We start from the raw sequence: 26,251 nt of genomic DNA on the forward strand, positions 1-26,251 counted from the left end.
GGACCCCCCCTCACAGATCGTGGAGATCAGCGTAGGGGGAGGGTCGGACAATCTCTTGGGGAATTTCCGACTGCCGGTCAGCCTCGAGGCAGGCTCAGGAACTCCGGCGGTACGGCGTCCACCAGCCACACTCCGTTGGCGCTGAGCCGGAACACGTGCCCGGCGGCGCGCATGGCGGCGGCGTCCACGGAGAGCACGACGGGGCGGCCGCGGCGGGCGCCGACCCGGGTGGCGGTTTCCCGGTCGGGGGAGAGGTGGACGTGGTGGCGGCGCATCGGGCGCAGCCCCTCGGTGCGGATGGCGTCCAGGGCCGCGGCGACCGTGCCGTGGTACAGGTACGCGGGCGGTTCGGCCTCCGGCAGGTCGAGGTCCACTCCGGAAACGGTGTGGCCCTGGCTGGCGCGGATCCGGGTGCCGTCCACGGCGAAACGCTGCTTGTCGTTGGTGGCGACGACGTGGTCGAGTTCGGCGCGGCTGAAGGGGAAGTGGTGGCGGGAGGCCGCCTCCAGGAGATCGTCGATCTCCACCCAGCCCTGCGGATCGAGCACCAGTCCGATGCGTTCCGGCTGATGTCGGAGGTGTTTCGAGACGTATTTGGACACCTTTACGGTGCGTTTCTCATCCATGGCCCACAGGGTGCCTGGTCGGTGGTGCCCGGGGCAGGCATTTTCGGCCCTTGAGCCGGCGTGGACACCCTCTATCGCACTTCCAAGATGCGGAATATATTTTCCGCTGAACTCTGCCGCGCGTCTGCCACGAGGGAGACTCCATGACCGCCGCCCCCGCCTCACTCGCCCGCCGGGCAGCCGCCGAATTCATCGGCACCGCCGCCCTGCTCGTCGTGGTGATCGGCTCCGGAATCCAGGCCGCCGCCCTCACTGCCGACGTCGGCGTGGCCCTGGTCGCCAACTCGCTCGCCTCCGCCATCGGGCTCGGTCTGATCATCACCCTCTTCGGCCCGCTCTCCGGCGCCCACCTCAACCCCGTGGTCACCCTCACCTCCTGGTGGGGCCGGCGCGGCGGCGACCCCGACGGCCTCACCGGCCGCCAGGCCCTCCTCTACACCGCCGCGCAGACGGCCGGCGCGATCACGGGCGCCCTCCTCGCCGAAGCGATGTTCGGCCGTACGCCGGGGACCTTCGCCACCCAGGTCCGCGACGGGGGCCACCTGCTCATCGGCGAGATCGTCGCCACCGCCGGCCTGGTCCTGGTCATCCAGGGCCTCGGCCGCATCGGCCGCCCGCGGCTCATCCCCGCCGCCGTCGCCGCCTACATCGCGGCCGCGATCTGGTTCACCTCCTCCGGCTCCTTCGCGAACCCGGCCGGCACCATCGGGCGCTCCTTCACCGACTCCTTCACCGGTATCGCCCCCGAATCGCTGCCCGGCTTCGTCGCCGCCCAGCTGCTCGGCGGGGTCCTCGGGCTGGTCCTGGCGGCCGTCCTCTACGGCCGCCGGCCCGCCGCCTCCGCCCCGATCGCCACCACCCCGCTCAACCAGGCCTACGAGACGGCCAGTTGAATCATCCACAGGTTGAGGGGCTTGTCCACAGCCGTTTAGGTGGGAATTGCTCGCAAACGAGTGATCCGACCTGTGGACGACCCTGTGGACGGCTCAGTGCTGTGGACTACGCGCTGCCCCGCCTCGCCAGATCGTTCATCGTCCGGGCCTGAAGCTCCCGCTCCGTCGCGGCCCGGACGAACGCCGCCACATGCTCGGCCCCCACCAGCTCCTGCACCGCCCGCACCGTCTCGGCCGGCAGGGCCACCGGAGCCGGGCCGCTCGGATGCGGCTGGCCCACCGCCCCCAGATGCCGCTGCAGATGGCGCGTCGCGAACAGCCGCATCGCCCGGGCCAGCTCGGCATCCACCGTCTGCTGCGCCAGCGGCCGCAGCCGCCGCACCATCGTCGCGGCCTCCGCCGCATCCGCGTCCGTCGGCGGGTGCTGGCCCAGGTAGCGGGCGAAGACGTGCTCGGTGGTGAACTCCAGGAACCGCGACGCGATGTGCTCCACCTGCCCGCGCAGCTCCCGCAGATGCCCGGTGATGGCGGCCAGCGGCACTCCCGCCGCATGCAGTTCCGCCGCCACGGCCAGCTCCTGCGGGGAAGGCACCAGGAACTCGTCCTGGCACCCCGGGACCCGCTCCAGCACCCCCAGCTCACAGGCCTCGTCCACCGCCCGGTCGTCCGACCGGCCGCCGAACCGCTCGTTGAGCTCCTCCCGGGAGATCCGGGCCGCCTCCTCGTCCGTCCACGGCCCGTGCACCTCGGCCACCAGACCGAGCACCCCGCCCAGCCCGCGCCCCGCGTCCCAGGCCTCCAGCAGCTCCTTGATGGAGGCCAGGGTGTAGCCGCGGTCGAGCAGGTCGGCGATCTGGCGCAGCCGCGCCAGATGCGTGTCCCGGTACACGTTGGAGCGGCCCCGCCGCTCCGGCTTCGGCAGCAGCCCGCGGTCCTGGTACGCGCGGATGGTGCGCACCGTCGCCCCGCTGTGGTGCGCCAGATCCTCGATCCGGTACTCGGCTACAGCCTGATCGGACAATCCCGGCTCCCTACGACATGGCGGCTCGGCCGATGGCCCCCGCCGCGGCCCGGGCGGCAGGCGAAGCCGCCAGGTACTCGACCGCCCTGCGCAGCGAGCCCTCCTGCGAGGGATGGTACGACCGCCGGAAGTAGCGGGGTATGGCCATGCCGAGCTCTCTCCAGCCCGGCAGCAGCCCCTTGGCCACCGCCCGGTTGTGCTCCCGCAGCGAATACCGCATCCGGCCGGCCAGCTGCGGATCGTTGCGTATCAGGTACGCGGCCCCGGTCGCCCACAGCCAGGCCAGCACCGGGGCGGTCACCAGCATGCCCTCGATCCGCCGCGCGTACCGTGGCAGGCCGGAGCCCCCGCAGTGCTGGTACATGTCGAAGGCGACCGACCGGTGCTCCACCTCCTCCGCCCCGTGCCAGCGCAGCAGATCGAGCATGATCTCGTCCGCCCCGGCCCGGTCGAGGCCCTCGGCGCCCAGTACCCAGTCTCCGAGCACTGCGGTGAACTGCTCGATCGCGGCGATCAGCGAGAGCCGGAACCGCAGCCATTCCTGCGCCGGTATCGGCGCCCCGAACGGCGGCGTGTCCCCCAGCAGCTTCTCGAAGAGGAAGTCCACGTACTTCGTGTACGCCTCGGTCGGCAGCCGCTGCTCCGCCAGATGCTCCAGGACGTAGGAGTGCTGCACGCTGTGCGTGGCCTCCTGCCCCATGAACCCCTTGACGTCCTTGCGCAGCTCCGGGTCGGTGACCAGGGGCAGGCCCTCCTTGAAGACCTTCACGAACCACCGCTCCCCGGCCGGCAGCAGCAGGTGCAGCACATTGATCACATGGGTGGCGGTGGGCTCGTCCGGTATCCAGTGCAGCGGGGTGGTCCGCCAGTCGAAGGCCACCCGGCGCGGGGTGATCGCATGGCTGCTCACAGCTTCGGCTCCACCCGCGCCAGCCGCCGCAGCATCCGCGGGGAGAACCGGGACAGGAACAGGGCCCCCTTGGACTCGGGTGTCACGGGCACCACCGCACGGTTGTGGACCACCGCGTCGAGGATCGCCTCGGCGACCTTCTCCGGCGGGAAGTTCCGCAGCCCGTACAGCCGGGCCGAGCGCTGCTGCCGGCGCTTCTCCTCAGCCTCGTCCACCCCGGCGAACCGGGCCGTGGAGGTGATGTTGGTGTTGACGATGCCGGGGCAGATCGCGGACACCCCGATCGACCGGGACGCCAGCTCGGCCCGCAGGCACTCCGACAGCATCAGCACCGCGGCCTTGGAGGTCGAGTACGCGGGCAGCGTCTTGGACGGCAGATAGGCGGCCGCCGAGGCGGTGTTGACGATGTGCCCGCCCTGCCCGCGGTCGGCCATCTGCCGGCCGAATATCCGGCAGCCGTGGATGACCCCCCACAGGTTGACGTCCAGGACCTTCTTCCAGTCCTCCGAGCTGGTGTCGAGGAAGGCGCCCGACAGGCCGATCCCGGCGTTGTTGACGAGGACGTCCACGATCCCGTATTCGGCGGCGACCTTCGCGGCGAGCTTCTCCATCGCCTGCTCGTCACTGACGTCCACGCACTCGCCCCAGGCCTCCGGAGCCCCGATCAGCCGGGCCATCTCCGCGGTCCGCGCGGCCCCTTCGGCATCCCGGTCCACGGCCACCACCCGGGCGCCCGCCTCGGCGAACGCGAAGGCCGTGGCCCGCCCGATGCCGCTGGCCGCACCGGTCACGAGCACCAGCTGCCCGCCGAACCGGTCGGCGTACTTCCCCGGGGCCCGCCGCTCGGGCGCCGGGCCGGGCACCTCCTCCCGGGCCGTCACGAACTCGGTGATCCAGGCGGCCAGCTGGTCGGGCCGCGTCCGCGGCACCCAGTGCTTGGCCGGCAGCGTCCGCCGCACCAGCTCGGGAGCCCACAGCTCCAGGTCGTCGTAGAGCCGCTCCGAAAGGAAGGCGTCCCCGGTCGGGGTGATCAGCTGAACGGGCACGTGCGCATACGCGTCCGCGCGCGGGCGGCGCAGCCGGGGCCGGACGTTGTCCCGGTACAGCCAGGCGCCGTGCGACGCGTCCGAGGGCAGCGAAGCCGTCGGGTACGCGCCGGCCGGCACGTCCTCCATCCGCTGAAGCACCTTCGGCCACTGCTTGCCGAGCGGCCCGCGCCAGGCGAGCTCCGGCAGCACCGGGGTGTGCAGCAGGTACACGTACCAGGACTTGGCGCCCTGCCCGATCAGCTGCGCGGCCCGCCGCGGAGTGGGCCGCAGCATCCGCTTCTTGATCCAGTGCCCGAAGTGGTCCAGCGAGGGACCCGACATGGAGGTGAAGGACGCGATCCGCCCCTCGGTCCGCTTGACCGTCGCGAACTCCCAGCCCTGTACGGACCCCCAGTCGTGCCCGACGAGGTGCACCGGCCGGTCCGGGCTGACCGCATCCGCGACCGCCAGGAAGTCGTCGGTCAGCTTCTCCAGGGTGAACCCGCCGCGCAGCGGCTGCGGCGCCGTCGACCGGCCGTGCCCGCGGACGTCGTACAGCACCACATGGAAGTGCTCCGCCAGCCGCTCGGCGACCTCCGACCAGACCTCCTTGCTGTCCGGGTAGCCGTGCACCAGCAGGACGGTCGGCCGGTCCGCCTCGCCGAGTTCGACGACGCACAGCTCGATCCCGCCCGTGCTCACCCAGCGCTCGCGCGCCCCCGCCAGCCCCGTCCCGCTCATGCCACCCTCTTCTCGGTCTCGGCCCAGCGCCGCACGTGCGGCAGATCCTCGTCCAGCCAGAACGCACTCTCTTCGGGATCCTTCGAGTCGGTGACGACCAGGATCTCCTCGAATTTCGCCCCGGTGCCGCGGAAGCCCAGGTGCGGCTCCACCGCCCACAGGCCCGGCTGTGGCGGATGGTCGGAGAAACGGTACGGACTCCACAGCGGGGACCAGCCCTCACGGTGCCCGTGCAGCGCATCGCTCGCCAGCCCCTTCAGTGACTGGGTGCCGAACCCGAAGGCGGTCGGCGACCAGCGCCGCTCCTTGACCCGGCCCACCTTGTGGGCGATGACCCCGAACGGATAGGCGCGGTGCCGGTTCGCGTACCCCTGCCGGATCATCAGCCGGTCGACGTCCTCGTAGATCTCCCGCAGCGGCCGCCGTTCCCGGACCTCGGCGAGGATCAGCTCGCGGTGCGCCCGCAGATCGTCCATCAGCCGGTCCTGCACCGGGTTCAGACCCAGGCTGCCGGAGTAGCCGATGTCCGCCGCATAGCCGTTCAGGATCGGGGCCGCGTCCAGGATGAACGGCATCCCCGGCTCCAGCCGCCGGTTGGTGGGGAAGAACTGCAGCGGTATCCGGAAGTTCACGAACGCCGTGCGGTCCCCGAACCAGGCGAAGGGCAGGTGGAACCAGTCCCGCACCCCCCGCTCGCGCAGCCAGTCGCGCTGCAGCCGGGCTGCCTCCCGCTCGGTGATCCCGGCCTTGAGCTGCGCCGCGACCGCCTCGGCGCACGCGTAGGCGAGCCGCTGCACTTCCCTGAACCCGTTGAGATCGTCCCCTGCCATGCCAGCCGTCCGTCCCGTAGCCGTACGCGCCCGTAAGTTGACACTGATGAATGTGACAATGCCCGGAGGTCACGTCAAGGGCTGTGCAAGGACCCGAGCGGAACAGGAGTGGAAGTTGGCTCCAGGGAGCCACCCCGCATCAGCCTCCCGTACGGGCATGTAGTCCTGAAGGCGGAGACACGGTCCCGCTCCAGGTCTGACGTCCTGCGACGGCCGCGCCACTACCGTCGAAGCCGTGACTGTCATTGCGACCGAAAGCCTGAGCAAGCGGTATCCCCGAGTGACCGCCCTCGACCGGCTCTCCCTGGACATCGGGCCCGGCGTGACCGGCCTCGTGGGCGCCAACGGAGCCGGCAAGTCCACGCTGATCAAAATCCTGCTGGGACTCTCCCCCGCCACCGAGGGCCGTGCCGCCGTACTCGGACTCGACGTCGCCACGCACGGCAGCGCCATCCGGGAACGCGTCGGCTACATGCCCGAACACGACTGCCTGCCACCCGACGTCTCGGCCACCGAGTTCGTCGTCCACATGGCGCGCATGTCCGGCCTGCCGCCGACCGCCGCCCGCGAGCGGACCGCCGACACCCTGCGCCACGTCGGGCTGTACGAGGAGCGCTACCGCCCCATCGGCGGCTACTCCACCGGCATGAAGCAGCGGGTCAAGCTGGCCCAGGCCCTCGTCCACGACCCCCAGCTGGTCCTCCTCGACGAACCCACCAACGGCCTGGACCCGGTCGGCCGGGACGAGATGCTCGGCCTGATCCGCCGCGTCTACACCGACTTCGGCATCTCGGTCCTGGTCACCTCCCACCTCCTGGGCGAACTGGAGCGGACCTGCGACCACGTCGTGGTCGTCGACGGCGGCACCCTGCTGCGCTCCAGCTCCACCAGCGACTTCACCCAGACCACCACCACCCTCGCGGTCGAGGTCACCGACTCCGACACCCACCCCGACGGCACCGCGGCCCTGCGCCACGCGCTGGCCGCCGCGGGCGTCACCCTGCACGCGGGAGAGGAACAGGGCCTGCCCGGCGCCGGCCACATCCTCCTCGTCGAGGCCACCGGCGAGCAGATCCACGACACCGTCCGCGACACCGTCGCCGGCCTCGGACTCGGCCTGGTCCGCATGGAACAGCGCCGCCACCACATCGCCGAGGTCTTCCGCGACCCGAAGGGAGCCGGTTCCGATGGCAACTGACACCTCCAGCCAGATCCACAACATCGGCTACCGCTCCTACGAGGGCACCCGGCTGGGCCGCGCGTACGCCCGGACCTCGCTCTTCTCGCAGTCCCTGCGCGGCGCCTACGGACTCGGCCGTTCCGCCAAGTCCAAGGTCCTCCCGATGATCCTCTTCGCGGTGATGTGCATCCCCGCGCTGATCATCGTCGCGGTCGCCATCGCCGTCCCCGGCTCCACCGACCTGCCGATCAAGTACACGACGTACGCCCTGACCACCCAGGTGGTCATCGGCCTCTACCTCGCGTCGCAGGCACCCCAGACGGTCTCGCGGGACCTCCGCTTCAAGACCGTGCCGCTCTACTTCTCCCGGCCCATCGAGCGCGTCGACTACGTCGTCGCCAAGTACGCCGCGATGGCCTCGGCCCTGTTCATCCTCACCGCCACCCCGCTGCTGATCATGTACATCGGCTCGCTGCTGGCGAAATTCGACTTCGCGGACCAGAGCAAGGGGTTCGCCCAGGGACTGGTCTCCGTGCTGCTCCTCTCGCTCCTCTTCGCCGGCCTCGGCCTGGTCATGGCCGCGCTCACCCCGCGCCGCGGCTTCGGCGTCGCCGCCGTCATCGCCCTGCTGCTGATCCCCTACGGCGCCGTCTCCACCATCCAGGTGGTCGCCCTGGAAACCGGCAACAGCAGTGCCATCGAGTGGATGGGCCTGTTCTCCCCGATCACCCTGATCGACGGAGTCCAGACCGCCTTCCTCGGCGCCGACTCCGCCTTCCCCGGCGGTGACGGCCCCTCGGCCGGCGTCGGCATCGTCTACCTGCTCGCCGTCTTCGCCCTCATCGCCGGCTCCTACGCCGCGCTGATGGCCCGCTACCGGAAGGCCGGGCTGTGACCACCATCGACATCGACCACACCTCCCGCTGGTTCGGGAACGTCGTCGCCGTCAACGACGTGACCATGCGCATCGGCCCCGGAGTCACCGGGCTCCTCGGCCCCAACGGCGCCGGCAAGTCCACCCTCATCAACATGATGGGCGGTTTCCTCGCCCCCTCGACGGGCACCGTCACCCTCGACGGCGCCCCGATCTGGCGCAACGAGACGGTTTACAAGCACATCGGCGTCGTCCCCGAGCGGGAAGCCATGTACGACTTCCTCACCGGCCGGGAATTCGTCGTCGCCAACGCCGAACTCCACGGCCTCGACGACGCCGCCGCCCAGCGGGCCCTGGCCACCGTCGAGATGGAGTACGCCCAGGACCGCAAGATCGCCACCTACTCCAAGGGCATGCGCCAGCGCGTCAAGATGGCCTCCGCCCTCGTCCACGACCCCTCCGTGCTGCTCCTGGACGAGCCTTTCAACGGCATGGACCCGCGCCAGCGCATGCAGCTCATGGACCTGCTGCGCCGCATGGGGGACGACGGCCGGACCGTCCTGTTCTCCTCCCACATCCTGGAAGAGGTCGAACAGCTCGCCTCCCACATCGAGGTGATCGTGGCCGGCCGCCACGCCGCCTCCGGCGACTTCCGGCGGATCCGCCGCCTCATGACGGACCGCCCGCACCGCTACCTCGTACGCTCCTCCGACGACCGGGCACTCGCCGCGGCCCTGATCGCCGACCCGTCCACCGCCGGAATCGAGGTCGACCACAAGGAAGGCGCCCTGCGCATCCAGGCCGTCGACTTCGGCCGCTTCACCGAACTGCTGCCCCGCGTCGCCCGCGAACACGGCATCCGGCTGCTGACGGTCTCCCCCTCCGACGAGTCCCTCGAGTCGGTCTTCTCCTACCTCGTAGCGGCCTGAAAGGAGCTGGCACCGATGTACAACCCCACCGTGGCCCGGCTCACCTACCGGGCCCTGCTCGGCCGCCGCCGCGCGCTGATCCTCTTCGCGCTGCCCGCCCTGCTGATCGCCATCGCCCTCGCCGTACGCGCCTTCACCGGCGTCGACGACAAGGTCGCCGCCGACCTCCTCGGCGGCTTCGCCCTGGCCACCATGGTTCCGTTGATCGGCGTCATCGCCGGCACCGGCGCCATCGGCCCCGAGATCGACGACGGCTCGATCGTCTACCTGCTCGCCAAGCCGGTGAAGCGCCCGACGATCATCATGACCAAGCTGATCGTCGCCATCGCCGTCACCATGGCGTTCTCCGCCATCCCCACCCTGATCGCCGGCTTCATCCTCAACGGCAACGGGCAGCAGATCGCCGTCGCCTACACGGTCGCCGCGCTCATCGCCTCCGTCGCCTACAGCGCGCTCTTCCTGCTGCTGGGCACCGTCAGCCGACACGCGGTCGTCTTCGGCCTCGTCTACGCGCTGATCTGGGAATCCCTGTTCGGCAGCCTGGTCTCCGGAGCCAAGACCCTCAGCGTGCAGCAGTGGGCCCTCGCCCTCGCCGAGAAGGTCGCCGGACCCGGCTATGTGGACGCCACCGTCGGCCTGCCCACGGCCGTCGCCCTGCTCGCCGTCGTCACCGTCGGTGCCACCGTCTACGCCGGCCAGAAACTGCGCCGCCTCACCATCGCGGGCGAGGAGTAACCACCCGCGCAACACCCGCACCACTGCCCCAGTCGCACCACTGCCCCGCCCGGCCCATGTGCCGGGCGGGGCAGTGCCGTACGCGTCGTGATCGGCACATGATGCCGCACACCGAGTCGGCCTGCTCGCCCGACCCCTCACTCGGCACGCCGAGGGCCCGGCCGCTGTTTCACGTGAAACCCGCTGTTTCACGTGAAACGTGATCAGCCGGCTTCCCCCTTCACCACCCCGTGCTCCCAGGCCCAGGCCGCGATCCCGACCCTGTTCCGCACCCGCAGCTTCGCCTGCACGTTCGCCACATGCGTCTTGGCCGTCCCCGCGCTGATGAACAGCTCCGAGCCGATCTCCGCATTCGTCAGCCCGCGCGCCACCAGCCGTACGATCTCCACCTCCCGCTCGGTCAGCGGATGCGGAGCGGGAACCCGCGCGGCAGGCTGCTCACCGAGCCGGCTCAGCAGCCGCACCGTGATCTGCGGGCTGATCAGCGTGTCCCCCTGTACGGCCGCCCGTACCCCCTCGATCAGCAGGGCCGGCCCAGAGCGCTTCAGCAGGAACCCGCAGGCCCCGTTGTGCAGCGCGGTGTGCACGTAGTCGTCGAGATCGAAGGTGGTCACCACGACCACCTTGGTGATCGGCGCCAACAGCCGGGTCACCTCCAGCCCGTCCAGCTTCGGCATCCGGATGTCCGCCAGCACCACATCGGGCCGCAGCTCCCGGGCCAGCGCCACCGCGCTCTCCCCGTCCTCCGCTTCCCCCACCACGGTCATATCCGGCTGGGAATCGAGAATCAGCCGGAAGCCGCTGCGGACATCCGCCTGGTCATCCGCTATCAGAATGCGCGTCGTCACCGGGCCATGATCACCCCTGGGCGCCCGCCACCGCCGGGAAAACCGCACGGACCAGCCAGCCGCCCCCGTCCACGGCACCGGCCGTGAGCGTCCCCTGCGCCGCCTCCACCCGGCCGCGCAGGCCTTCCAGGCCGGTTCCGCTCCGCCGCCGTGTCCACCGCCCCCGACCTCTCCCGCCGGCCGGGGAGTTGGCCACGCTCAGCTCGATCCCCGTCCCGGTCCGCCGGACCGCCACGGTCACCACCGCCGCTCCGGGGGCATGCCGGCGTACGTTCGTCAGCGCCTCGACCGCGACCCGGTACGCCGTACTGTCCGCCTCCCGCGACAGCCCGGCCACCGCCGCCGGATCCGCCTCCAGTACCCCTCCTTCGAACCGCTCAACCAGGGCGGGCAGTTCCGCCAGCCCCGGGGTCGGCGCCGTCGGCCCGCCTCCCGCCACCCGCAACGCGTGCACCGTACGATCCATCGTGGCCAGCGCGTTCAGCCCGGCCGCCTCGATCCGCTCCAGCGCCGCCACCGCCTGCGCCGGATCCTGCCCGGCCACGAACCGCGCCGCCTGCGCCTGCACCACGATCGCGCTGACGTCGTGGGCGACGAAGTCGTGCAGATCCCGGGCCAGTTCCAGCTGCTGTTCCCGCCGGGCCTCGGTCACCGCCCGCCGGGCCCGGCCGGCCTGGCGTCGCAGGTAGCCGCCCGCGGCCACGGCCCCCGCCGCCGGCAGCGCCCAGAACAGAGCCGCCCCGGACACCTCCGGCCACCCCGCGTTCCCCAGCAGCGACACGGGCCAGAAGGCCACCGCCACGCCGCCCAGGAGGCAGCAGGGCCAAGCCCAACGGCCCGCGGCCCAGCGGGCCGTGAGCCCGAGCAGGGGCAGCAGGACGGCGACCCCGACCAACGTCCACGTCGCGGGCGCGCCCACGGCGGAGGCAACCAGCAACAGGGTGGCCGCCAGGGCCAGCGAAGGGGCGTACAGAGCACGCGGAGTCACGGTCACCGGGCCGACCCTACGAGCGTCCGCGCGCCCGGACCATCTGCCGTTCGGCAGATCACCCGCCGCCCTCAACCTGCTCATCGGCCGATGGTCCCGAGCGCTCCGTCCGACGAGGCTCGAGCCATCACCAACCCCTCCCGAAAAGGACCCGGACGATGACCACGCCGACCCTCACCCCGGCCGCCGCACCTGACGCCGCTCCCGCCACCGCCCTGGTGCCCGGGGTATCCCGTTCCGTCCACCGGGCCGCCCGACTGGCCGCCCTCACCCTCCTCCCCAGCGGCCTGTGGCGCATCGCCATCGCGGTCGGCATACCCGTCGGCTGGGGAGCCGGCAGCGGGCTGGAAGCCGAACTCTTCCCCGGCATCTGGTCCTTCTACCTGCTGGCCCTCAGCGCCTTCGCCGAATGCCTCGGCCTGCTCACCCTCGGCCTCGTACAGCGCTGGGGCGAGGTGGTTCCGACCTGGGTCCCCCGGCTGGGCGGCCGCCGGATCCCGCCCCTCGCCGCCGTCGTCCCCGCCGCCCTCGGCGCCGCCGCCGTCACGGCGATCACCGTGATCGGCGCCTTCACCTGGAGCGGCAACATGTCCGACCCGGGAGCTCCCAGCGGCGGCTACTGGTGGCTCATGACGGCCTGCTATGCCCCGCTCGTGCTCTGGGGCCCGCTGCTGGCGATCGTGACCGCCGCCTACTGGCGCCGCCGCCGGATTCACGGCTGATGCACGGAAATTCACTGGTACGGGACCCCGGGTCCGGGCACAGTGGATCTCGCGGGGAGCAACAAAAAGGTCCGGGGCAGCCACTTCGAGCGCGCCGTACGGCGCGGGCTGCCCCGGACCTTTCGCAATCCGCTATGCGGCACCCAGCAGGCGTTCCAGCACCACCGCGATGCCGTCCTCCTCGTTGGAGGTCGTCACCTCGTCCGCCACCGCCTTCAGCTCGGCGTGGGCGTTCGCCATGGCCACACCGTGCGCGGCCCAGCCGAACATCGGAATGTCGTTCGGCATGTCGCCGAAGGCGATCGTCTCCGCCGCCTTGACCCCCAACCGGCGCGCGGCCAGCGACAGGCCCGTGGCCTTGCTCAGCCCCAGCGGCAGGATCTCCACCACGCCCGGACCTGCCATCACCACGTCGACCAGGTTGCCGACGGTCGCCCGGGCAGCCTGTGCCAGCGCATCGTCGTCGAGCCCCGGATGCTGGATGTACAGCTTGTTCAGCGGAGCCGCCCACAGCGCCGCCGTGTCCTCCAGGTCCAAGGTCGGCAGGCCGCCTTCCTGCACCCGGTAGCCGGGGCCTATCAGCACCGCGCCGTCCAGCCCGTCCCGGCTCGCCGCCAGCGCCAGCGGGCCGACCTCGGCCTCGATCTTCGCCAGGGCCAGACCGGCCAGCTGCCGGTCCAGCGTCACCGAGGTCAGCAGCCGGTGCGCACCGGCGTCGTACACCTGCGCGCCCTGCCCGCAGACGGCGATCCCGCGGTAGCCCAGATCGTCCAGCACGTGCCGGGTCCACGGCACCGACCGGCCGGTCACGATGATGTGCGCTGCGCCGGCCGCGGTGGCCGCGATCAGCGCCTCACGCGTGCGTTCCGAGACGGTGCCGTCGTCACGCAGGAGCGTGCCGTCGAGATCGGTGGCGACGAGCTTGTACGGGAACGGGGCGGTGCTCACTTGGCGACCGGCTCCAGGAGCTCGCGGCCACCCAGGTACGGACGGAGCACCTCGGGCACCCGCACCGAACCGTCGGCCTGCTGGTGGTTCTCCAGCAGCGCCACGATGGTCCGCGGTACGGCGCACAGGGTGCCGTTCAGCGTGGCCAGCGGCTGGGTCTTCTTCCCGTCGCGCATCCGCACCGAGAGGCGGCGGGCCTGGAAGCCGTCGCAGTTCGAGGCGGAGGTCAGCTCGCGGTACTTGCCCTGGGTGGGGATCCAGGCCTCGCAGTCGAACTTGCGGGAGGCGGAGGCGCCCAGGTCGCCGGTGGCGACGTCGATCACCTGGTAGGGCAGCTCGAGGGAGTTCAGCCACTGCTTCTCCCAGGCCAGCAGCCGCTGGTGCTCGGCCTCGGCCTCCTCCGGCGCGACGTAGGAGAACATCTCCACCTTGTCGAACTGGTGGACGCGGAAGATGCCGCGGGTGTCCTTGCCGTACGTGCCGGCCTCGCGGCGGAAGCACGGCGAGAAGCCGGCGTAGCGCAGGGGCAGCTTGTCGCCGTCGATGATCTCGTCCATGTGGTACGCGGCGAGCGGTACTTCGGAGGTGCCGACGAGGTAGAAGTCGTCCTTCTCCAGGTGGTACACGTTCTCCGCGGCCTGGCCGAGGAAGCCGGTGCCCTCCATGGCCCGCGGGCGGACCAGCGCCGGGGTCAGCATGGGGATGAAGCCGGCCTCGGTGGCCTGCGCGATGGCCGCGTTGACCAGCGCGAGCTCGAGCAGGGCGCCGACACCCGTGAGGTAGTAGAAGCGGGAGCCCGAAACCTTCGCGCCGCGCTCCACGTCGATGGCACCCAGCAGCTCGCCGAGCTCCAGGTGGTCCTTCGGCTCGAAGCCCTCGGCCGCGAAGTCACGGATCGTGCCGTGCGTCTCCAGGACGGCGAAGTCCTCCTCGCCGCCGACCGGCACGTCCGGGTGGACGATGTTGCCCAGCTGCAGCAGCAGGGCGCGGGCGGCTTCGTCCGCCTCGTTCTGCTCGGCCTCGGCGGCCTTCACGTCCGCCTTGAGCTGCTCGGCCTTCTTCAGCAGCTCCGCCCGCTCCTCCGGAGTGGCCTTGGGGATCAGCTTGCCGAGCGACTTCTGCTCGTTGCGCAGCTCGTCGAATCGGACGCCGGAGGACCTGCGGCGTTCGTCGGCGGAGAGCAGCGCGTCGACGAGCCCGACGTCCTCTCCACGGGCGCGCTGGGAGGCGCGGACACGGTCAGGGTCTTCACGGAGCAGCCGGAGGTCAATCACCCCTCCAGGCTACCGGGCGGGGCCTGGAGGGATCACACCGATATCACGCTGCGTGTCACTATGTCCCAATTGCCGCTAATGCAAAACTCTTGCCGGTGGCCGGAACCCGGCAGTCCGCACGGGTTCGGTAAATGGGTTCCGATTCCCCGAAATGGGGCACATCGGCAGCCTCGCCGCACGGCCTGAGCAGCTGACTTGTCCACAGGAATGGAGCGCGGGAACCGCTTGTCCACAGGCTGTGGTCGGTATCTGTGGATAGGAAAGGGGATCATTCCCCATGGTGCCCTGGGTGCTCCGAATCGGGGTTCAAACCACCCTCACACACTCATTCGGGTGGGAATGACTCGCCCCAAAGAGTTGATTGGTGATACCGGGGTGACGTCGTTCACCTACCGCTCGCTCATGCGAAACCTGAGCCGGTGGACCGATTTGTCGACCTTATGGGGACCAACTGTCGACTAGTCCACAGGTCCCCAGCCGGTCCTGTGGATAACTCGGTGGATAACTCAGGGGCGCCCGTCGAGGCAGCGTGTCAGCCAGTCGGAGGCCGCAGTGAAGTCGCCGTCCGTGGTCCCCGTGCGGGCGGCGCGGATGTCACCCTGCGCGACACCGGCCCTCGGGTAGGAGCCGAGGAAGCGGACCTGCGGGCAGGTGCGCCTGAGACCCATCAGGGCCTCGCCCATGCGGCGGTCGGAAATGTGGCCCTCGGCGTCCACGGCGAAGCAGTAGTTGCCGATGCCCTCCCCGGTCGGCCGGGACTGGATGAGCATGAGGTTGACCCCGCGGACCGCGAATTCCTGAAGGAGTTCCAGCAGGGCGCCGGGGTGGTCGTCGCCGAGCCAGAGGACGACCGAGGTCTTGTCGGCACCGGTCGGGGCGGCGGGGCGGGCGGGCCGGCCGACGAGGACGAAGCGGGTCTCTGCGTTCTCCGCGTCGTGGATCTCGGTGACCAGCGGCTCCAGCCCGTAGGTGGCGGCGGCGAACTCCCCGGCGAAGGCCGCGTCGAACCGGCCCTCCTGGACGAGCCGGGCGCCGTCGGCGTTGGAGGCGGCCGATTCCCACACCGCGTCGGGCAGGTGGGCGCGGAGCCAGTTGCGCACCTGCGGCTGCGCCACCGGGTGCCCGGTGACCGTCTTGACGTCGGACAGCTTGGTGCCGGGCCGGACGAGCAGGGCGAACGCGATCGGCAGCAGCACCTCGCGGTAGATCATCAGGGGCTCGCCGGAGGCCAGCTCGTCGAGGGTGGCGGTGACCCCGCCCTCCACCGAATTCTCGATCGGCACCAGCGCCGCGGCGGCTTCCCCGTTGCGTACGGCGTCCAGGGCGGCTGGGACCGACACCATGGGGACCAGTTCCCGGGTGGCGGCTTCCGGCAGCGTGCGCAGGGCGGCTTCGGTGAAGGTGCCCTCGGGACCGAGATAGGTGAAGCGGGTGGCCGACATGCGGTCAGCCTAATGCCGGGGCGGGTCCCGCCGCGGGGTCGTTCATCCTTCGAGCAGCCGCTGGCCGACGTACTCGCCCGGCCTGGGCCCGCCGGGGACCGCGTACAGGCCGCTGGCCTCGTGCCGGATGAACTCGGACAGGGCGTCGCCGCGGTCCAGCTTGCGCTGGACGGGGACGAACCCGCGCAGCGGGTCGGCCTGCCAGCAGATGAACAGCAGACCGGCGTCGGGGGTGCCGTCCGGGCCGATCCCGTCGTGGTACGAGAAGGGGCGCCGCAGCATGGCGGCACCGCCGTTCTGCTCGGGGGCGGAGATGCGGGCGTGCGCATTGGAGGGGATGACCGGCTTGCCGTCGGTGCCGAGCCGGTCGAGGTCGAGCTCGGTGGTCTCGGTGCCGCCGGTGAGCGGCGCGCCGTCGGCCTTCTTGCGGCCGATGACCTGCTCCTGCCTGGCGAGGGGCTGCTGCTCCCAGCTGTCGAGGAGCATCCGGATGCGGCGGACGACGGCGTACGAGCCTCCGGCCATCCAGGCGTGTTCGGCGGGCCCGGGCCCGGCATCCGGGACGAAGATCCGCTTGTCGTAGTCGGGGTCGGCGGGCTTGGGGTTGCCGGTGCCGTCGACCTGGCCCATCAGGTTGCGGGCGGTCATCGGCTTGCCGGTGGCGCCGGGGGAGCGGTTGAAGCCGTTCATCTGCCAGCGGATGCGGGCGGCGTCACCGGCCTCCTTCTGCAGGGTGCGCAGGGCGTGGAAGGCGACCAGTCCGTCGTTGGCGCCGATCTGGATCCACAGGTCGCCGTTGCTCCGCTTGGGGTCGAGCCGGTCGGAGGAGAAATCGGGGAGCGGATCCAGGGCGGCGGGCCGGTGGCCGGTGAGCCCGGTGCGGTCGAAGAAGGAGTGGCCGAAGCCGAAGGTGATGGTGAGGGAGCACGGCCCCGCGTCGAGGGCGATGCCGGTGTCGGAGCCTGCGGCCGGTTCGCCGGCCATGAGCCGCCCTGCGGTGTCGGACCAGCGTCGGAGCAGAGCGGCGGCTTCCTTGCGGCCGGCGCCCGGGGCCAGGTCGAGGGCGAGCACATGCCCCTTGGCCTGCATCGGGGTGGTGATACCGGCCTGCCGGGCGCCGTGGAAGGCCACCGCGGTGCTGCCGAGGGTGGACAGGGCCCCGGGGGTCCCGGCCGCGGTGCCGCTGCCGGTGCCGCTGCCTCCGTCGGTGAGGGCGGAGTGGCCGAGGGCTCCGGCGGTCGCGCCCAGCGCGAGGCCCGCCGCGCCGGCCGCGCCGACGGTGCCCAGCAGCCGCCTCCGGGAGATCTCGATGTCGGTGGTGCTCTCGCTCACGCTGGTCAGCCGATCTTCACGTTCTTGTTGACGGTCACTTGGTCGATGTCGGAGGTGCGCACGGTCACGTCGATGCGCCAGTCGCCGGGCAGCGGGAGCTGGACTCCGGTCGCGGTCCAGTGTCCGGGGGCGGCGCGGTCGGGAACGAGCGGCAGGGGGCCGATGTCCTTGGCGGGCAGGGTGAAGGAGACCTTCACCTCGGGGGCGTCGAGGGGCTTGCCGTCGGCGTCGTCGATCCAGAGGTGGAGCGTGTTGGCGCCGGTCCGGCCGGGGTCGATCTCGAGCCGCGCGGTGCCCTTGCCGTTCTGGCCTCCGGTGTCGAAGGGCAGGGTGAACTTGATGGGGCGGTTGGGGACCGCGGTGGCGGCGCCGGCGCCCCGGCCGGTCTCCAGTTCGGCTGCCCGGCCGGGTTCGGTACTGGTGAGGAGGGTGGTGACGGCGAGCAGGACGGCGGCGACGGCGGCTTCGGTGAGGACGGACCGGCGCAGTCCGGTGCGGTCGGGGTCGGCGTCGCGGATCTGCTGCTTGCGGGCCTTGGTGCGGGCGGCCTGCTGGCGGGCGAGCTGGGCGGCGCGTTCGGGGTCCGCGGGCACCGTGACGGGCTCGTGCTCGTGCTCGGGCACGGTGACGGCCTCGGGCTCGAGCTCCGCCTCGGCGTCCGCCGCAGTCGTGGTGGTGGTCGCCGTCGCTGTTTCACGTGAAACATCGCCGTCGGCGGCCAGGCGGGCGGTCCACTTGCGGGACAGGGAGGCGACGCCGATGAGGACGGCGACGAGTCCGATCTTGATGAGCAGGAGCTGCCCGTAGCCGGTGCCGGTCAGGGCGGACCAGCTGCCGACCTGGCGCCAGGCCTGGTAGAGGCCGGTGGCGGCGAGGACGAGGACGCTGATGAAGGCGATGCGGGAGAAGCGCCGGACAGCCGCGTGCGAGATGGCGGTGCTGGTGTGCAGCGTGACCAGCAGGGCCGTGAGCCCGCCGAGCCAGGTGGCGACGGCCATCAGGTGGAGGATGTCGACCGGCATGGCGATGCCGGTCTGGATACCGCTGGAGGCGTGCTCGGACAGGGCCCAGGTGGCGGCGATGCCGCCGGCCACGACCGTACCGCCGACGCCCAGTCCGAAGGTGAGGTCGCTGGTGTCCTTCGCGTCCTCGGCGGTGGCGGTGGCGGTCCCGTTCTCGGAGCCGTCCCCGTTCTCCTGTCGGCGCGCAAAGGACCCGAAGAGCACGGCGATGAAGAGGGCGGCGGCACCCAGCAGAAGCAGTCGGGAGACCAGGGAGGCGCCGGTCTTGGTCTCCAGGACGGCCTTCAGCCCGTTGAGGTCGAAGACGTCGGCGAACTCCCCGGACCCGGTGTAGGGGCTGCGCAGGACCAGCAGGGCGAGGGTGGCAGCGGTGAGGGTCACCCAGGCGCGCAGCACCAGCTTCTGAAGCGGTCGTTCGGCGGCGCCGCGGCGCCAGCACAGCAGGATGAAGGCGGAGCCGCCGACGAGCACGACGAACCCGCCGTAGGCGGCGTAGCGGGCGATGTCGTAGGCGATGCCGACGGGGCCGTCGCCGGCCTGTCGGCTGGGCAGGACGACGCTGGTCGCGGAGGGGGCGCCGATGGAGAAGGTGAAGGCGCCGGAGATGGGGTGGCTGTCGGCGGAGACCGCCTGCCAGGCCACCGTGTAGGTGCCGTTGGGGAGCCCGGTGTGCAGGGCGGTGCCGTACCGAATGATGGATCCGCTGCACATGTCGCGGAGTTCGCCGGTGTCGACGCGCCTGCCCTGGGGGTCCATGACCCGGATCGAGTCATCGCCCATGGCGACCTTCTCCGAGAAGGAGAGGCTGACCTGGGCGGGAGCCGTGGCGACCACCGACCCGTCCTTGGGGTCGCTCGCGGTGAGTGCGGCGTGTGCCGTGGCCGGGCCGGCCGCGGTGAACAGGGTTGCCAGCAGGGCTGCGAGGACCAGCACGAGCCGCGGCAGGAATGCCGTGGCAGTGGTGCGGGCCAAGGATGGGGCGGTGGCCGTCATGGCGTGTCAGTCCCTCGGTCCGTCAGTGGGAGTTTTCGTTCTGCGGGTTGTGCGTCCGTTCCTTCACGTCGAGTTCGACCTTGACAGGGTCGGCCTTCTCGAAGCGCAGTTCGATGGTGATCTTGTCGCCGACCTTCGGCTTGTTCTTGAGTCCCATGAACATGACGTGGCTGCCGCCGCGTTCCAGCTTCAGCTCGCCCTTGGCCGGCACGTCCAGGGACGGGACCTGCTGCATCTTCTGGTTCTTGGTCTCGTGGATCTGCACGTCGTCGGAGAGCGGGCTGGTGACCGCCGTGAGCTTGTCGGCGGTCCCCGAGCCGTTCTTGATGACCATGAACCCGCCGGCCATCTTGTCGTTGACGGGTTCGGGCATGAAGGCGCCGCTGACCGTCAGGGCGGGCTTCTCCGGCTTGTCGGAGCCGGAGTCGGAGGAGCAGCCGGATATGGCGAGGGCGGCCGTCAGGGAGAGGGCGGCGGCGAGGGTGCGGGTGGTGCGGCGGTTCACGGGTTCTCCCCCTTGACGAGCTTCGGCAGGTCCTTGGTGTAGTCGTCGGCGCTGGTGTCCTCCCCGTAGAGGACGTAGCCCTCGTCGGTCTTGGGGGAGAAGGCGATGACCTGGGCGCCGTGCATGGAGACGACGCTGCCGTCGGCCTCCTTCTTGGCCGGGTCGATGCCGATGCCGAGGCTGCGGGCGCCGGCCTGGATGGTCTTGAAGTCGCCGGTGAGCCCGATGAAGGACGGGTCCTGGGCCTTGAGCCACTTGCCCAGGGAGTCGGGGGTGTCCCGTTCCGGGTCGGTGGTGACGAAGACGACCTGGAGCTTGTCCTGGTCGGCCTTCGGAAGGGCCTTCTTGGCCACGGCGATGTTGCTCATGGTGAGCGGGCAGACGTCGGGGCAGTTGGTGTACCCGAAGTAGATGAGGGTGGGCCTGCCCTTGGTCTGCTCCCGCAGGTTCCACGGCTTGCCGGTGGTGTCGGTGAGGATCAGGCCCGGCTTGTCGAAGGGGCGGTCGAGGACGGTCCCGGGCTTGGTCTTGGCCGGGGCGTTCACCTGGGCCACCGAGCTGTCGGCGGGCTTGCCGTCGCCGCAGGCGGAGAGGGTGAGGGCGGCCGCCGCTACCAGGGCGGCGACCGTCACACGTGTGGTGCGCATGGAGAGATGTCCCTGAGATCGGGGATGTACGGACTTCGTTCGTGTGGTGCGTCAGGACGCGCGCATTCAGGACGCGCGCATCGGAAGGCGCGGAGTCAGGAGGTGCAGAGTCAGGAGGCGCGTAGTCAGGAGGTGCGGCGGCGGGAGGCGACACCGAAGGCGACGCCGCCGAGGCCGACGACGATTCCGGTGATGCCGAGGGCCCGGGCCGTCGTGTCGGAGCTGCTCTCGGCCGCCTTGTCGTGGCCGTCGGCCTGCTCGTCCTTGCCGTGCGCGTCCTGCTTGTCGTTCTTCGCGTCGGTGTTCTTGCCGCTGTCCCCGCCTGCGTGGTGGTCGTCGCCCTTGGCCGGGGTCAGCTTGAGCACGGGGGCCGGGTTCTGCGGCTCCTCGGCGCCTTCCTTGGTCTCCTCGATCCAGCGCACGACCTCGTTGTTGTCGTACGTCTGGATGGCCTTGAAGACCACGGTGTCGGCGTTCTCGGGGAGCTTGCCGACGGAGACGGGGAACTGCTGGAACCTGCCGGGCTCGATCTTGCCGCCGGACCAGGTGATCTTGCTGACGGCCTCGTTGATCTGCTTGCCGTGGACCGTCAGCGGCTTGTCGAGCTTGGTCTTCTCGACGTTCACCGTCCAGCCGGGGATGTCCTGCGGCATGGCCGAGGTCAGCGGGTGCTCGGTCGGGAAGCTGATTTCCAGCTTGTTCGTCGAGGCGTTGTCGCGCTCGTTCGGCACCTTGAAGTTGATCGTGGCGTAGCCGCCCTGGGCCGCCTCCCCGGCGGGCTGCACGCTGACGTGCGCGAAAGCGGTGCCGGAGAGGAGGAGGACGGAGCCGGCGGCGAGCGCGGCGGCGAAGGAGACGCGAGAGGTCTTCATGGCGGGAACTCCACGGAAGCAGGGGTGACGGTGGCTCCGCGCACGGACGCGCGCGGAGTGCGCGGCACCGGTGCTCCCGCCCCTTCTGCCGGGGTGGTGCGCTGGGGCCGCGTCAGGCTGCGAGGGCGTACGCCGCGGGGGGTCCCCGCCTGATGACCGTGTGCTGGAGGGCTTCCCGGCCGGGGGTGCCGGTCCGGTCCGGGGTGGTGCGGGTGGCCCGCCCGGTACGGGGAGCCGCGCCGGGAAGTCCGGTCCCGAGGGCCCGTACGAAGGCCAGCGCGGCGCGCAGGGCACGTACGGGTGCGGCTTCGGCGGATCGCCGGGACAGCAGGACGAGCCGGCAGAGGGCGGCGTCGCCGCGCCCGAGGAGCCAGCCGGCGGCGACCGCGGCCAGCAGGTGGCCGAGCAGCATGGGCAGGCTGAACAGGCCGGTGGCCGGTTCGGCGGCGAGCTGCGTGACCTGGGCGGCGTGGGCGTGCGCGCCGTGGGCGGCCTGTCCGGCCAGGGTTGGGGCCGGGGCGTCGGGATCGATGCCCGCGGTTTCGAGGATCTGCCGCGCCTGGGAGGGGCTGAGCGGAACGGAGTTGCCGCCGCAGACCAGCCGCGCCGCCAGCGCCGCGAGGGAGGTGTCGGCGGTGCCCGGGACCGGCGCGGCGGGTGTCGCGGCGGCTGCAGCGCCGTGCTGGCCGAGGCCGAACAGGGCGTGCAGGGCGAGCTGGCCGCCGGCGAGTCCGGCGGCGATGCCGGGCAGGCTGCGACGACGCCCGGCGAGGGGCGCCGCGATGGCGAACACGGTGAGGAACCCGGCGCCTATCGCCCACCAGGGCACGGTGGCACAGGAGGCGATGGCGTGCCCTGCCGCGGACAGCACGACGCAGACCGCGGTGAACACCGCGGCCCGGATGAGCCGCAGTCCGGCTCCGGCGTGCGCCGTCTGGGGGGCAGTCATGGCCGGGCCATCATCGCACTGCCCTCACGCCGCCCATACGGCAGGTCCGGAAGGTCCCTTGAGTCCCTCTCGTGCCCTGGGCCGAATGAGGGCTCTGGCGGCCGCGAGGGGCTTACGGGCGGCCGTGGGCGGCAATAGGTACAGGTATGAGCATCTGGTGGTCTCTCCACTTGAGGCGCGAGGCAGCGAGCGTGCCGCTCGCACGGCGGCTGCTGCTGGGAACGATGGAGACCGCGGGGGTGGACCCGGACATCTCCTTCGACCTCTCGGTGGCGCTGAGCGAGGCCTGTGCGAATGCCGTGGAGCACGGCGGGCGGGATCCCGGAGGCGAGTGCGGGGCGTACCGGGTCACCGCCTATCTGGACGGGGACCGCTGCCGGATCGAAGTGACCGATTCGGGCCCGGGGTTCCCGGCGCACGCGGTGGCCCGGAGCAGCCCGCTGACGGCGGGGCGGGGCGGACCGGTGCTGCGGGAGTCCGGCCGGGGACTATGCCTGATCGAGCAGCTCGCCGACCACGTGCGGTTCCGGAACCGGCCGGGCCGGGGTGCGGTGGTCAGCTTCGACAAGATGCTGAAGTGGCAGGACGGTGCACTGCTGAAGGCGTCATAAGGGGCGGTGTCGCGCGGACACCGCCCCTTGCTGCGCGAGCTGCGCAGGACGTGCAAGGCAAGCAGGATGAGCAAGACGCGCGGGAAGCGCGCGGCCTTCCGGCTGCTCAGCCCTTGAGGCTGGCCATCCAGGCCTCGACCTCGTCGGACCGCCGCGGCAGGCCGGCGGAGAGGTTCCGGTTGCCGTCCTCGGTGACGAGGATGTCGTCCTCGATGCGGACGCCGATGCCGCGGTACTCCTCCGGCACGGTCAGGTCGTCGGCCTGGAAGTAGAGGCCGGGCTCCACGGTGAGGCACATGCCGGGCTCCAGGGTGCCGTCGACATAGGCCTCGGTGCGGGCGGCGGCGCAGTCGTGGACGTCCATGCCGAGCATGTGGCCGGTGCCGTGCAGGGTCCAGCGGCGCTGCAGACCCAGCTCCAGGACGCGCTCGACCGGGCCCTCCAGCAGGCCCCACTCGACGAGCTTCTCGGCGAGGACGTGCTGCGAGGCGTCGTGGAAGTCGCGGAACTTCGCGCCGGGCTTGACGGCGGCGATGCCGGCTTCCTGGGACTCGTACACCGCGTCGTAGATCTTGCGCTGGATGTCGGAGTAGGTGCCGTTGATGGGCAGGGTGCGGGTGACGTCCGCGGTGTAGAGGGAGTGGGTCTCCACACCGGCGTCGAGGAGCAGCAGGTCGCCGGCGCGGACGGCGCCGTCGTTGCGGACCCAGTGCAGGGTGCAGGCGTGGGCGCCGGCGGCGCAGATGGAGCCGTAGCCGACGTCGTTGCCCTCGACGCGGGCGCGCAGGAAGAAGGTGCCCTCGATGTAGCGCTCGGAGGTGGCCTCCGCCTTGTCGAGGACCTTCACGACGTCCTCGAACCCGCGGACGGTGGAGTCGACGGCCTTCTGCAGCTCGCCGATCTCGAACTCGTCCTTCACGGCGCGGGCCTCGGAGAGGTAGACGCGCAGTTCCTCGTCGAGTTCCTTGGTGACCTTGTCGGCCAGGGCGGTCTCGATGACGGAGTCGTGGCCGCGGACGTTGCGGACGGGGCCGGTGGCCTCGGCGAGCTCCTCGGCCAGCTTGCGGACGTCCTTGGCGGGGATGCCGAGCAGCTGCTCGGCCTCGGCCAGCGAGTGGCGGCGGCCGACCCAGAGCTCGCCCTGGCCGGACAGCCAGAACTCGCCGTTCTCGCGGTCGGAGCGGGGCAGCAGGTAGACGGTCGCGGTGTGGCCCTCGGCGGTGGGCTCCAGGACCAGGACGCCGTTCTCGGTCTGGTCGCCGGTGAGGTAGGCGTACTCGGTGGAGGCGCGGAAGGGGTACTCGGTGTCGTTCGAGCGGACCTTGAGCCGGCCGGCGGGGATGACGAGGCGGTCGCCGGGGAAGCGCGCGGACAGCGCGGCACGGCGGGCCGCGGTGTGGGCGGCCTGCGCGATGGGCTCCAGACCGTGCAGCTCGGTGTCGGCCCAGCCGGTGCGCATGTTCTCGGCGAGTTCGTCGCTGACGCCCGGGTAGAGGCCGTTCTTGCGCTGCTTGTGCGTCTTCTTGGGCTGCTCTTCTTCCGGGGTCTCCGGGGTGAGCTCGTCAGCCACGTCTTCTCCTCAGCTACGACAGCTACGTCAGCGATGCCGGTGGTACCGGCGGTGCCGGCCACGACAAGGACCGGGTAGGACCGCATCCATCGTATGTGTGAGGGGCAAGGAGGTGGCAGGGCTGTGACAAATCAGTCAAAACGTGCGGCCAGCAGCACGATGTCCTCGTCGGAGGCGGTGTCGATGCCCTCGGGCAGGACGGTGCGCAGCACGTACTCGCACAGGGCCTCCGGGTCGTCCCGGAGCGATCGGGGCACCCCGGCGGCCGCTGCGTGCAGCCGCGCGTAGGCCCGGTCCATCGGGTCGCCGGTACGGCGGAGCAGCCCGTCGGTGTACAGCAGCACCGTTTCTCCGGGGGCGGGCTCGATCTCCACGCTCGGCGCTTCCCAGCAGGCGAGCATGCCGAGCGGGGCGGAGAGGGAGGTCTCCACGTAGTCGGTGCGGCGCTCGCCGATGAGCAGCGGCGGGGTGTGCCCGGCCCCGGCCAGGATGATCTTGCGGCGGGCGGGCTCGCAGTAGGCGAACAGGGCGGTCGCCGAGCGTGCCGGTTCGGTGAGCCGGAGCAGCAGCTCCAGGTCGGAGAGGACCGCGACGGGGTCCTCGCCCTCCATGACGGCGTACGCGCGCAGGGACGCGCGGAGCCGGCCCATGGCGGCCACCGCACTCGGGCCGGAACCGGTGACCGAGCCCACGGCCAGGCCGAGGGCGCCCTCCGGCAGCGGCAGGGCGTCGTACCAGTCGCCTCCGCCGGCCGGGCCGGTCCGGTGGCGGGCGGCGAGCTGTACGCCGGGGATCCGGGGCAGCCGGCTGGGCAGCAGTTCCTCGGAGAGGGTGGCCAGCCGGGTGCGGGCGCGCTCGACCTCCAGCATCCGGGCGAGGTGCTCGGCGCCGTGCCGGACGTAGAGGCCGGCCAGGTCGCGCTGGCGGTCGCCGGGCTCGGCGGGTTCGTCGTACAGCCAGACCGCGGCGCCGAGCCGGCCGGTGGACTCGGCGGCCAGCGGCAGTGCGTAGCTGGCGGCGTAGCCGAGCCGGGCGGCGACTTCCCGGTGGCGCGGGTCGACAGGGGCGGCGTATCCGCCGTTGCCGGGAGCGTGGCCCGGCTCGGGGAGCACCTCGGAGCCCCCCTTCTCGTCCGGGAGTCCGTCGAGGATCCGCCCGTACGAGGTGGCGCTGCGCGGCACGGTCTCGATGTGCCCGAGGTCGGCGCGGCCGAGGCCGAGGCCGATGGTGGTGGCGGGGCCGAGTCCGTCGGCGGGTTCGAGGACGACCAGACCGCGGCGGGCGCCGACCAGGGCGGCTCCGGCCCGCAGGAATTCCTGGAGCGAGGAGGCGAGGTCGGTGGCGCGGGCGAGGCGCTCGGTGAGTTCGTGGAGGGTGGTGAGGTCGGAGACCATGCCCGCAAGCCGGTCCTGGATGACGGTGCTCGGGGTCGGCGGCGGGGGCTTGTCCGGGGCGGCGCGTGCGGGCACGGGGGCCGCAGTGTGAGGGGAAGCCGTAACTGCTGGATCGATTCCAGCCACTTTCGGCAGATGGGGGGCGCTCATGGCGTCCGCCTTTCCACCTGGTGCGATTCGCCATAAAGCATTGCAAACCCCCAGATCAATCTGCGCCGCCATCAATGGATCCACATCTACACGCACAGGTGGATCGATGTCCAGCATTGCCCAGGTGGGAATCCTGGTGTCCGTGGGGCGGCAACTCCCCGTCAAGCCAAGGCTCAATCTTGGCCGGAAAGGGTTGGAAGCGGCCTCTTTTTGAGGT

Annotated in this window: 25 protein-coding genes; 7 read left to right on the forward strand and 18 right to left on the reverse strand. The window is 71.3% G+C overall.

Annotated elements, in window-relative coordinates:
• Window positions 1-77: 77 nt before the first annotated feature.
• Window positions 78-626, reverse strand: coding sequence for an RNA 2'-phosphotransferase (locus AB0447_RS10425; protein WP_366476160.1), 549 nt, complete (start codon window positions 624-626; stop codon window positions 78-80).
• A gap of 143 nt (window positions 627-769) precedes the next feature.
• Here AB0447_RS10425 and AB0447_RS10430 point away from each other — a divergent pair, with 143 nt between their 5' ends.
• Window positions 770-1,519, forward strand: a complete 750-nt coding sequence (locus AB0447_RS10430) for an aquaporin (RefSeq protein WP_366476161.1) — start codon at window positions 770-772, stop codon at window positions 1,517-1,519.
• A 106-nt stretch (window positions 1,520-1,625) separates the two neighbouring features.
• On the opposite strand, the gene AB0447_RS10435 is transcribed toward AB0447_RS10430, so the two are convergent.
• The 4 genes from AB0447_RS10435 to AB0447_RS10450 are packed head-to-tail and all read right to left on the reverse strand — an operon-like array spanning window position 1,626 to window position 6,049.
• Complete coding sequence (locus AB0447_RS10435) at window positions 1,626-2,540, reverse strand: MerR family transcriptional regulator (RefSeq protein WP_366476162.1); 915 nt, start codon at window positions 2,538-2,540, stop codon at window positions 1,626-1,628.
• A 10-nt stretch (window positions 2,541-2,550) separates the two neighbouring features.
• The gene (locus AB0447_RS10440) at window positions 2,551-3,450 is read right to left on the reverse strand and encodes a metal-dependent hydrolase (RefSeq protein WP_366476163.1); all 900 of its coding nucleotides are present in this window, start codon (window positions 3,448-3,450) and stop codon (window positions 2,551-2,553) included.
• Window positions 3,447-5,219 (reverse strand): SDR family oxidoreductase, encoded by a 1,773-nt coding sequence (locus AB0447_RS10445; protein WP_366476164.1) that lies wholly within the window; start codon window positions 5,217-5,219, stop codon window positions 3,447-3,449. The genes AB0447_RS10440 and AB0447_RS10445 overlap by 4 nt, the downstream gene beginning before the upstream one ends.
• Window positions 5,216-6,049, reverse strand: coding sequence for a M24 family metallopeptidase (locus AB0447_RS10450; RefSeq protein ID WP_366476165.1), 834 nt, complete (start codon window positions 6,047-6,049; stop codon window positions 5,216-5,218). Before AB0447_RS10450 ends, AB0447_RS10445 begins: the two co-directional genes overlap by 4 nt.
• Before the next feature lie 235 nt (window positions 6,050-6,284).
• Between AB0447_RS10450 and AB0447_RS10455 the strand changes: the two genes are divergently transcribed.
• Genes AB0447_RS10455 through AB0447_RS10470 form a run of 4 tightly spaced genes read left to right on the forward strand, consistent with a single transcriptional unit; the run spans window position 6,285 to window position 9,767 of the window.
• Window positions 6,285-7,247: an ABC transporter ATP-binding protein gene (locus AB0447_RS10455; RefSeq protein ID WP_366476166.1), complete on the forward strand. Its 963-nt coding sequence runs from the start codon at window positions 6,285-6,287 to the stop codon at window positions 7,245-7,247.
• Entirely contained in the window at window positions 7,237-8,124 is an 888-nt protein-coding gene (locus AB0447_RS10460) for an ABC transporter permease (RefSeq protein WP_366476167.1), read from the forward strand. Before AB0447_RS10455 ends, AB0447_RS10460 begins: the two co-directional genes overlap by 11 nt.
• Entirely contained in the window at window positions 8,121-9,032 is a 912-nt protein-coding gene (locus tag AB0447_RS10465) for an ABC transporter ATP-binding protein (RefSeq protein WP_366476168.1), read from the forward strand. Before AB0447_RS10460 ends, AB0447_RS10465 begins: the two co-directional genes overlap by 4 nt.
• Window positions 9,033-9,047: 15 nt before the next feature.
• The gene (locus tag AB0447_RS10470) at window positions 9,048-9,767 is read left to right on the forward strand and encodes an ABC transporter permease subunit (RefSeq protein ID WP_366476170.1); all 720 of its coding nucleotides are present in this window, start codon (window positions 9,048-9,050) and stop codon (window positions 9,765-9,767) included.
• Between the two features lie 203 nt (window positions 9,768-9,970).
• Here AB0447_RS10470 and AB0447_RS10475 read toward each other — a convergent pair whose 3' ends face one another.
• Entirely contained in the window at window positions 9,971-10,615 is a 645-nt protein-coding gene (locus AB0447_RS10475) for a response regulator transcription factor (protein ID WP_366476171.1), read from the reverse strand.
• 10 nt (window positions 10,616-10,625) lie between these two features.
• Window positions 10,626-11,609, reverse strand: a complete 984-nt coding sequence (locus AB0447_RS10480) for a histidine kinase (protein WP_366476172.1) — start codon at window positions 11,607-11,609, stop codon at window positions 10,626-10,628.
• 152 nt (window positions 11,610-11,761) lie between these two features.
• On the opposite strand from AB0447_RS10480, the gene AB0447_RS10485 reads away from it, so the two are divergent.
• Window positions 11,762-12,325, forward strand: coding sequence for a hypothetical protein (locus AB0447_RS10485; protein ID WP_366476173.1), 564 nt, complete (start codon window positions 11,762-11,764; stop codon window positions 12,323-12,325).
• Between the two features lie 132 nt (window positions 12,326-12,457).
• On the opposite strand, the gene AB0447_RS10490 is transcribed toward AB0447_RS10485, so the two are convergent.
• The 9 genes from AB0447_RS10490 to AB0447_RS10530 all read right to left on the reverse strand — a co-directional run bounded on the left by AB0447_RS10490 (window position 12,458) and on the right by AB0447_RS10530 (window position 22,309).
• Window positions 12,458-13,273, reverse strand: a complete 816-nt coding sequence (locus AB0447_RS10490; RefSeq protein ID WP_366476174.1) for an HAD family hydrolase — start codon at window positions 13,271-13,273, stop codon at window positions 12,458-12,460.
• Complete coding sequence (gene serS / locus AB0447_RS10495) at window positions 13,270-14,547, reverse strand: serine--tRNA ligase (RefSeq protein WP_366476175.1); 1,278 nt, start codon at window positions 14,545-14,547, stop codon at window positions 13,270-13,272. Before serS ends, AB0447_RS10490 begins: the two co-directional genes overlap by 4 nt.
• 506 nt (window positions 14,548-15,053) lie before the next feature.
• Window positions 15,054-15,989, reverse strand: a complete 936-nt coding sequence (gene pheA / locus AB0447_RS10500; RefSeq protein WP_366476176.1) for a prephenate dehydratase — start codon at window positions 15,987-15,989, stop codon at window positions 15,054-15,056.
• A gap of 42 nt (window positions 15,990-16,031) precedes the next feature.
• A complete protein-coding gene (efeB, locus tag AB0447_RS10505; protein ID WP_366476224.1) occupies window positions 16,032-17,330 on the reverse strand; it encodes an iron uptake transporter deferrochelatase/peroxidase subunit in 1,299 nt (432 codons plus the stop codon).
• Entirely contained in the window at window positions 17,327-19,336 is a 2,010-nt protein-coding gene (locus AB0447_RS10510) for a copper resistance protein CopC (protein ID WP_366476177.1), read from the reverse strand. The genes efeB and AB0447_RS10510 overlap by 4 nt, the downstream gene beginning before the upstream one ends.
• Window positions 19,337-19,358: 22 nt before the next feature.
• Window positions 19,359-19,841, reverse strand: coding sequence for a copper chaperone PCu(A)C (locus tag AB0447_RS10515; RefSeq protein ID WP_366476178.1), 483 nt, complete (start codon window positions 19,839-19,841; stop codon window positions 19,359-19,361).
• Entirely contained in the window at window positions 19,838-20,488 is a 651-nt protein-coding gene (locus AB0447_RS10520; protein ID WP_366476179.1) for an SCO family protein, read from the reverse strand. The genes AB0447_RS10515 and AB0447_RS10520 overlap by 4 nt, the downstream gene beginning before the upstream one ends.
• Window positions 20,489-20,613: 125 nt before the next feature.
• Window positions 20,614-21,360, reverse strand: a complete 747-nt coding sequence (locus AB0447_RS10525) for a YcnI family protein (protein WP_366476180.1) — start codon at window positions 21,358-21,360, stop codon at window positions 20,614-20,616.
• 112 nt (window positions 21,361-21,472) lie between these two features.
• A complete protein-coding gene (locus tag AB0447_RS10530) occupies window positions 21,473-22,309 on the reverse strand; it encodes a hypothetical protein (protein WP_366476181.1) in 837 nt (278 codons plus the stop codon).
• Between the two features lie 146 nt (window positions 22,310-22,455).
• On the opposite strand from AB0447_RS10530, the gene AB0447_RS10535 reads away from it, so the two are divergent.
• Window positions 22,456-22,920 (forward strand): ATP-binding protein, encoded by a 465-nt coding sequence (locus AB0447_RS10535; RefSeq protein WP_366476182.1) that lies wholly within the window; start codon window positions 22,456-22,458, stop codon window positions 22,918-22,920.
• Window positions 22,921-23,026: 106 nt separating this feature from the next.
• On the opposite strand, the gene AB0447_RS10540 is transcribed toward AB0447_RS10535, so the two are convergent.
• Together AB0447_RS10540 and AB0447_RS10545 are read right to left on the reverse strand one after the other, a co-directional pair.
• Window positions 23,027-24,490: an aminopeptidase P family protein gene (locus tag AB0447_RS10540; RefSeq protein WP_366476183.1), complete on the reverse strand. Its 1,464-nt coding sequence runs from the start codon at window positions 24,488-24,490 to the stop codon at window positions 23,027-23,029.
• A gap of 131 nt (window positions 24,491-24,621) precedes the next feature.
• Window positions 24,622-26,151 (reverse strand): PP2C family protein-serine/threonine phosphatase, encoded by a 1,530-nt coding sequence (locus AB0447_RS10545; protein WP_366476184.1) that lies wholly within the window; start codon window positions 26,149-26,151, stop codon window positions 24,622-24,624.
• Window positions 26,152-26,251 lie beyond the last annotated feature (100 nt).

The sequence above is a fragment of the Streptomyces sp. NPDC051211 genome (assembly GCF_040689505.1).
In the GTDB taxonomy this organism is placed as follows: Bacteria; Actinomycetota; Actinomycetes; order Streptomycetales; family Streptomycetaceae; genus Streptomyces.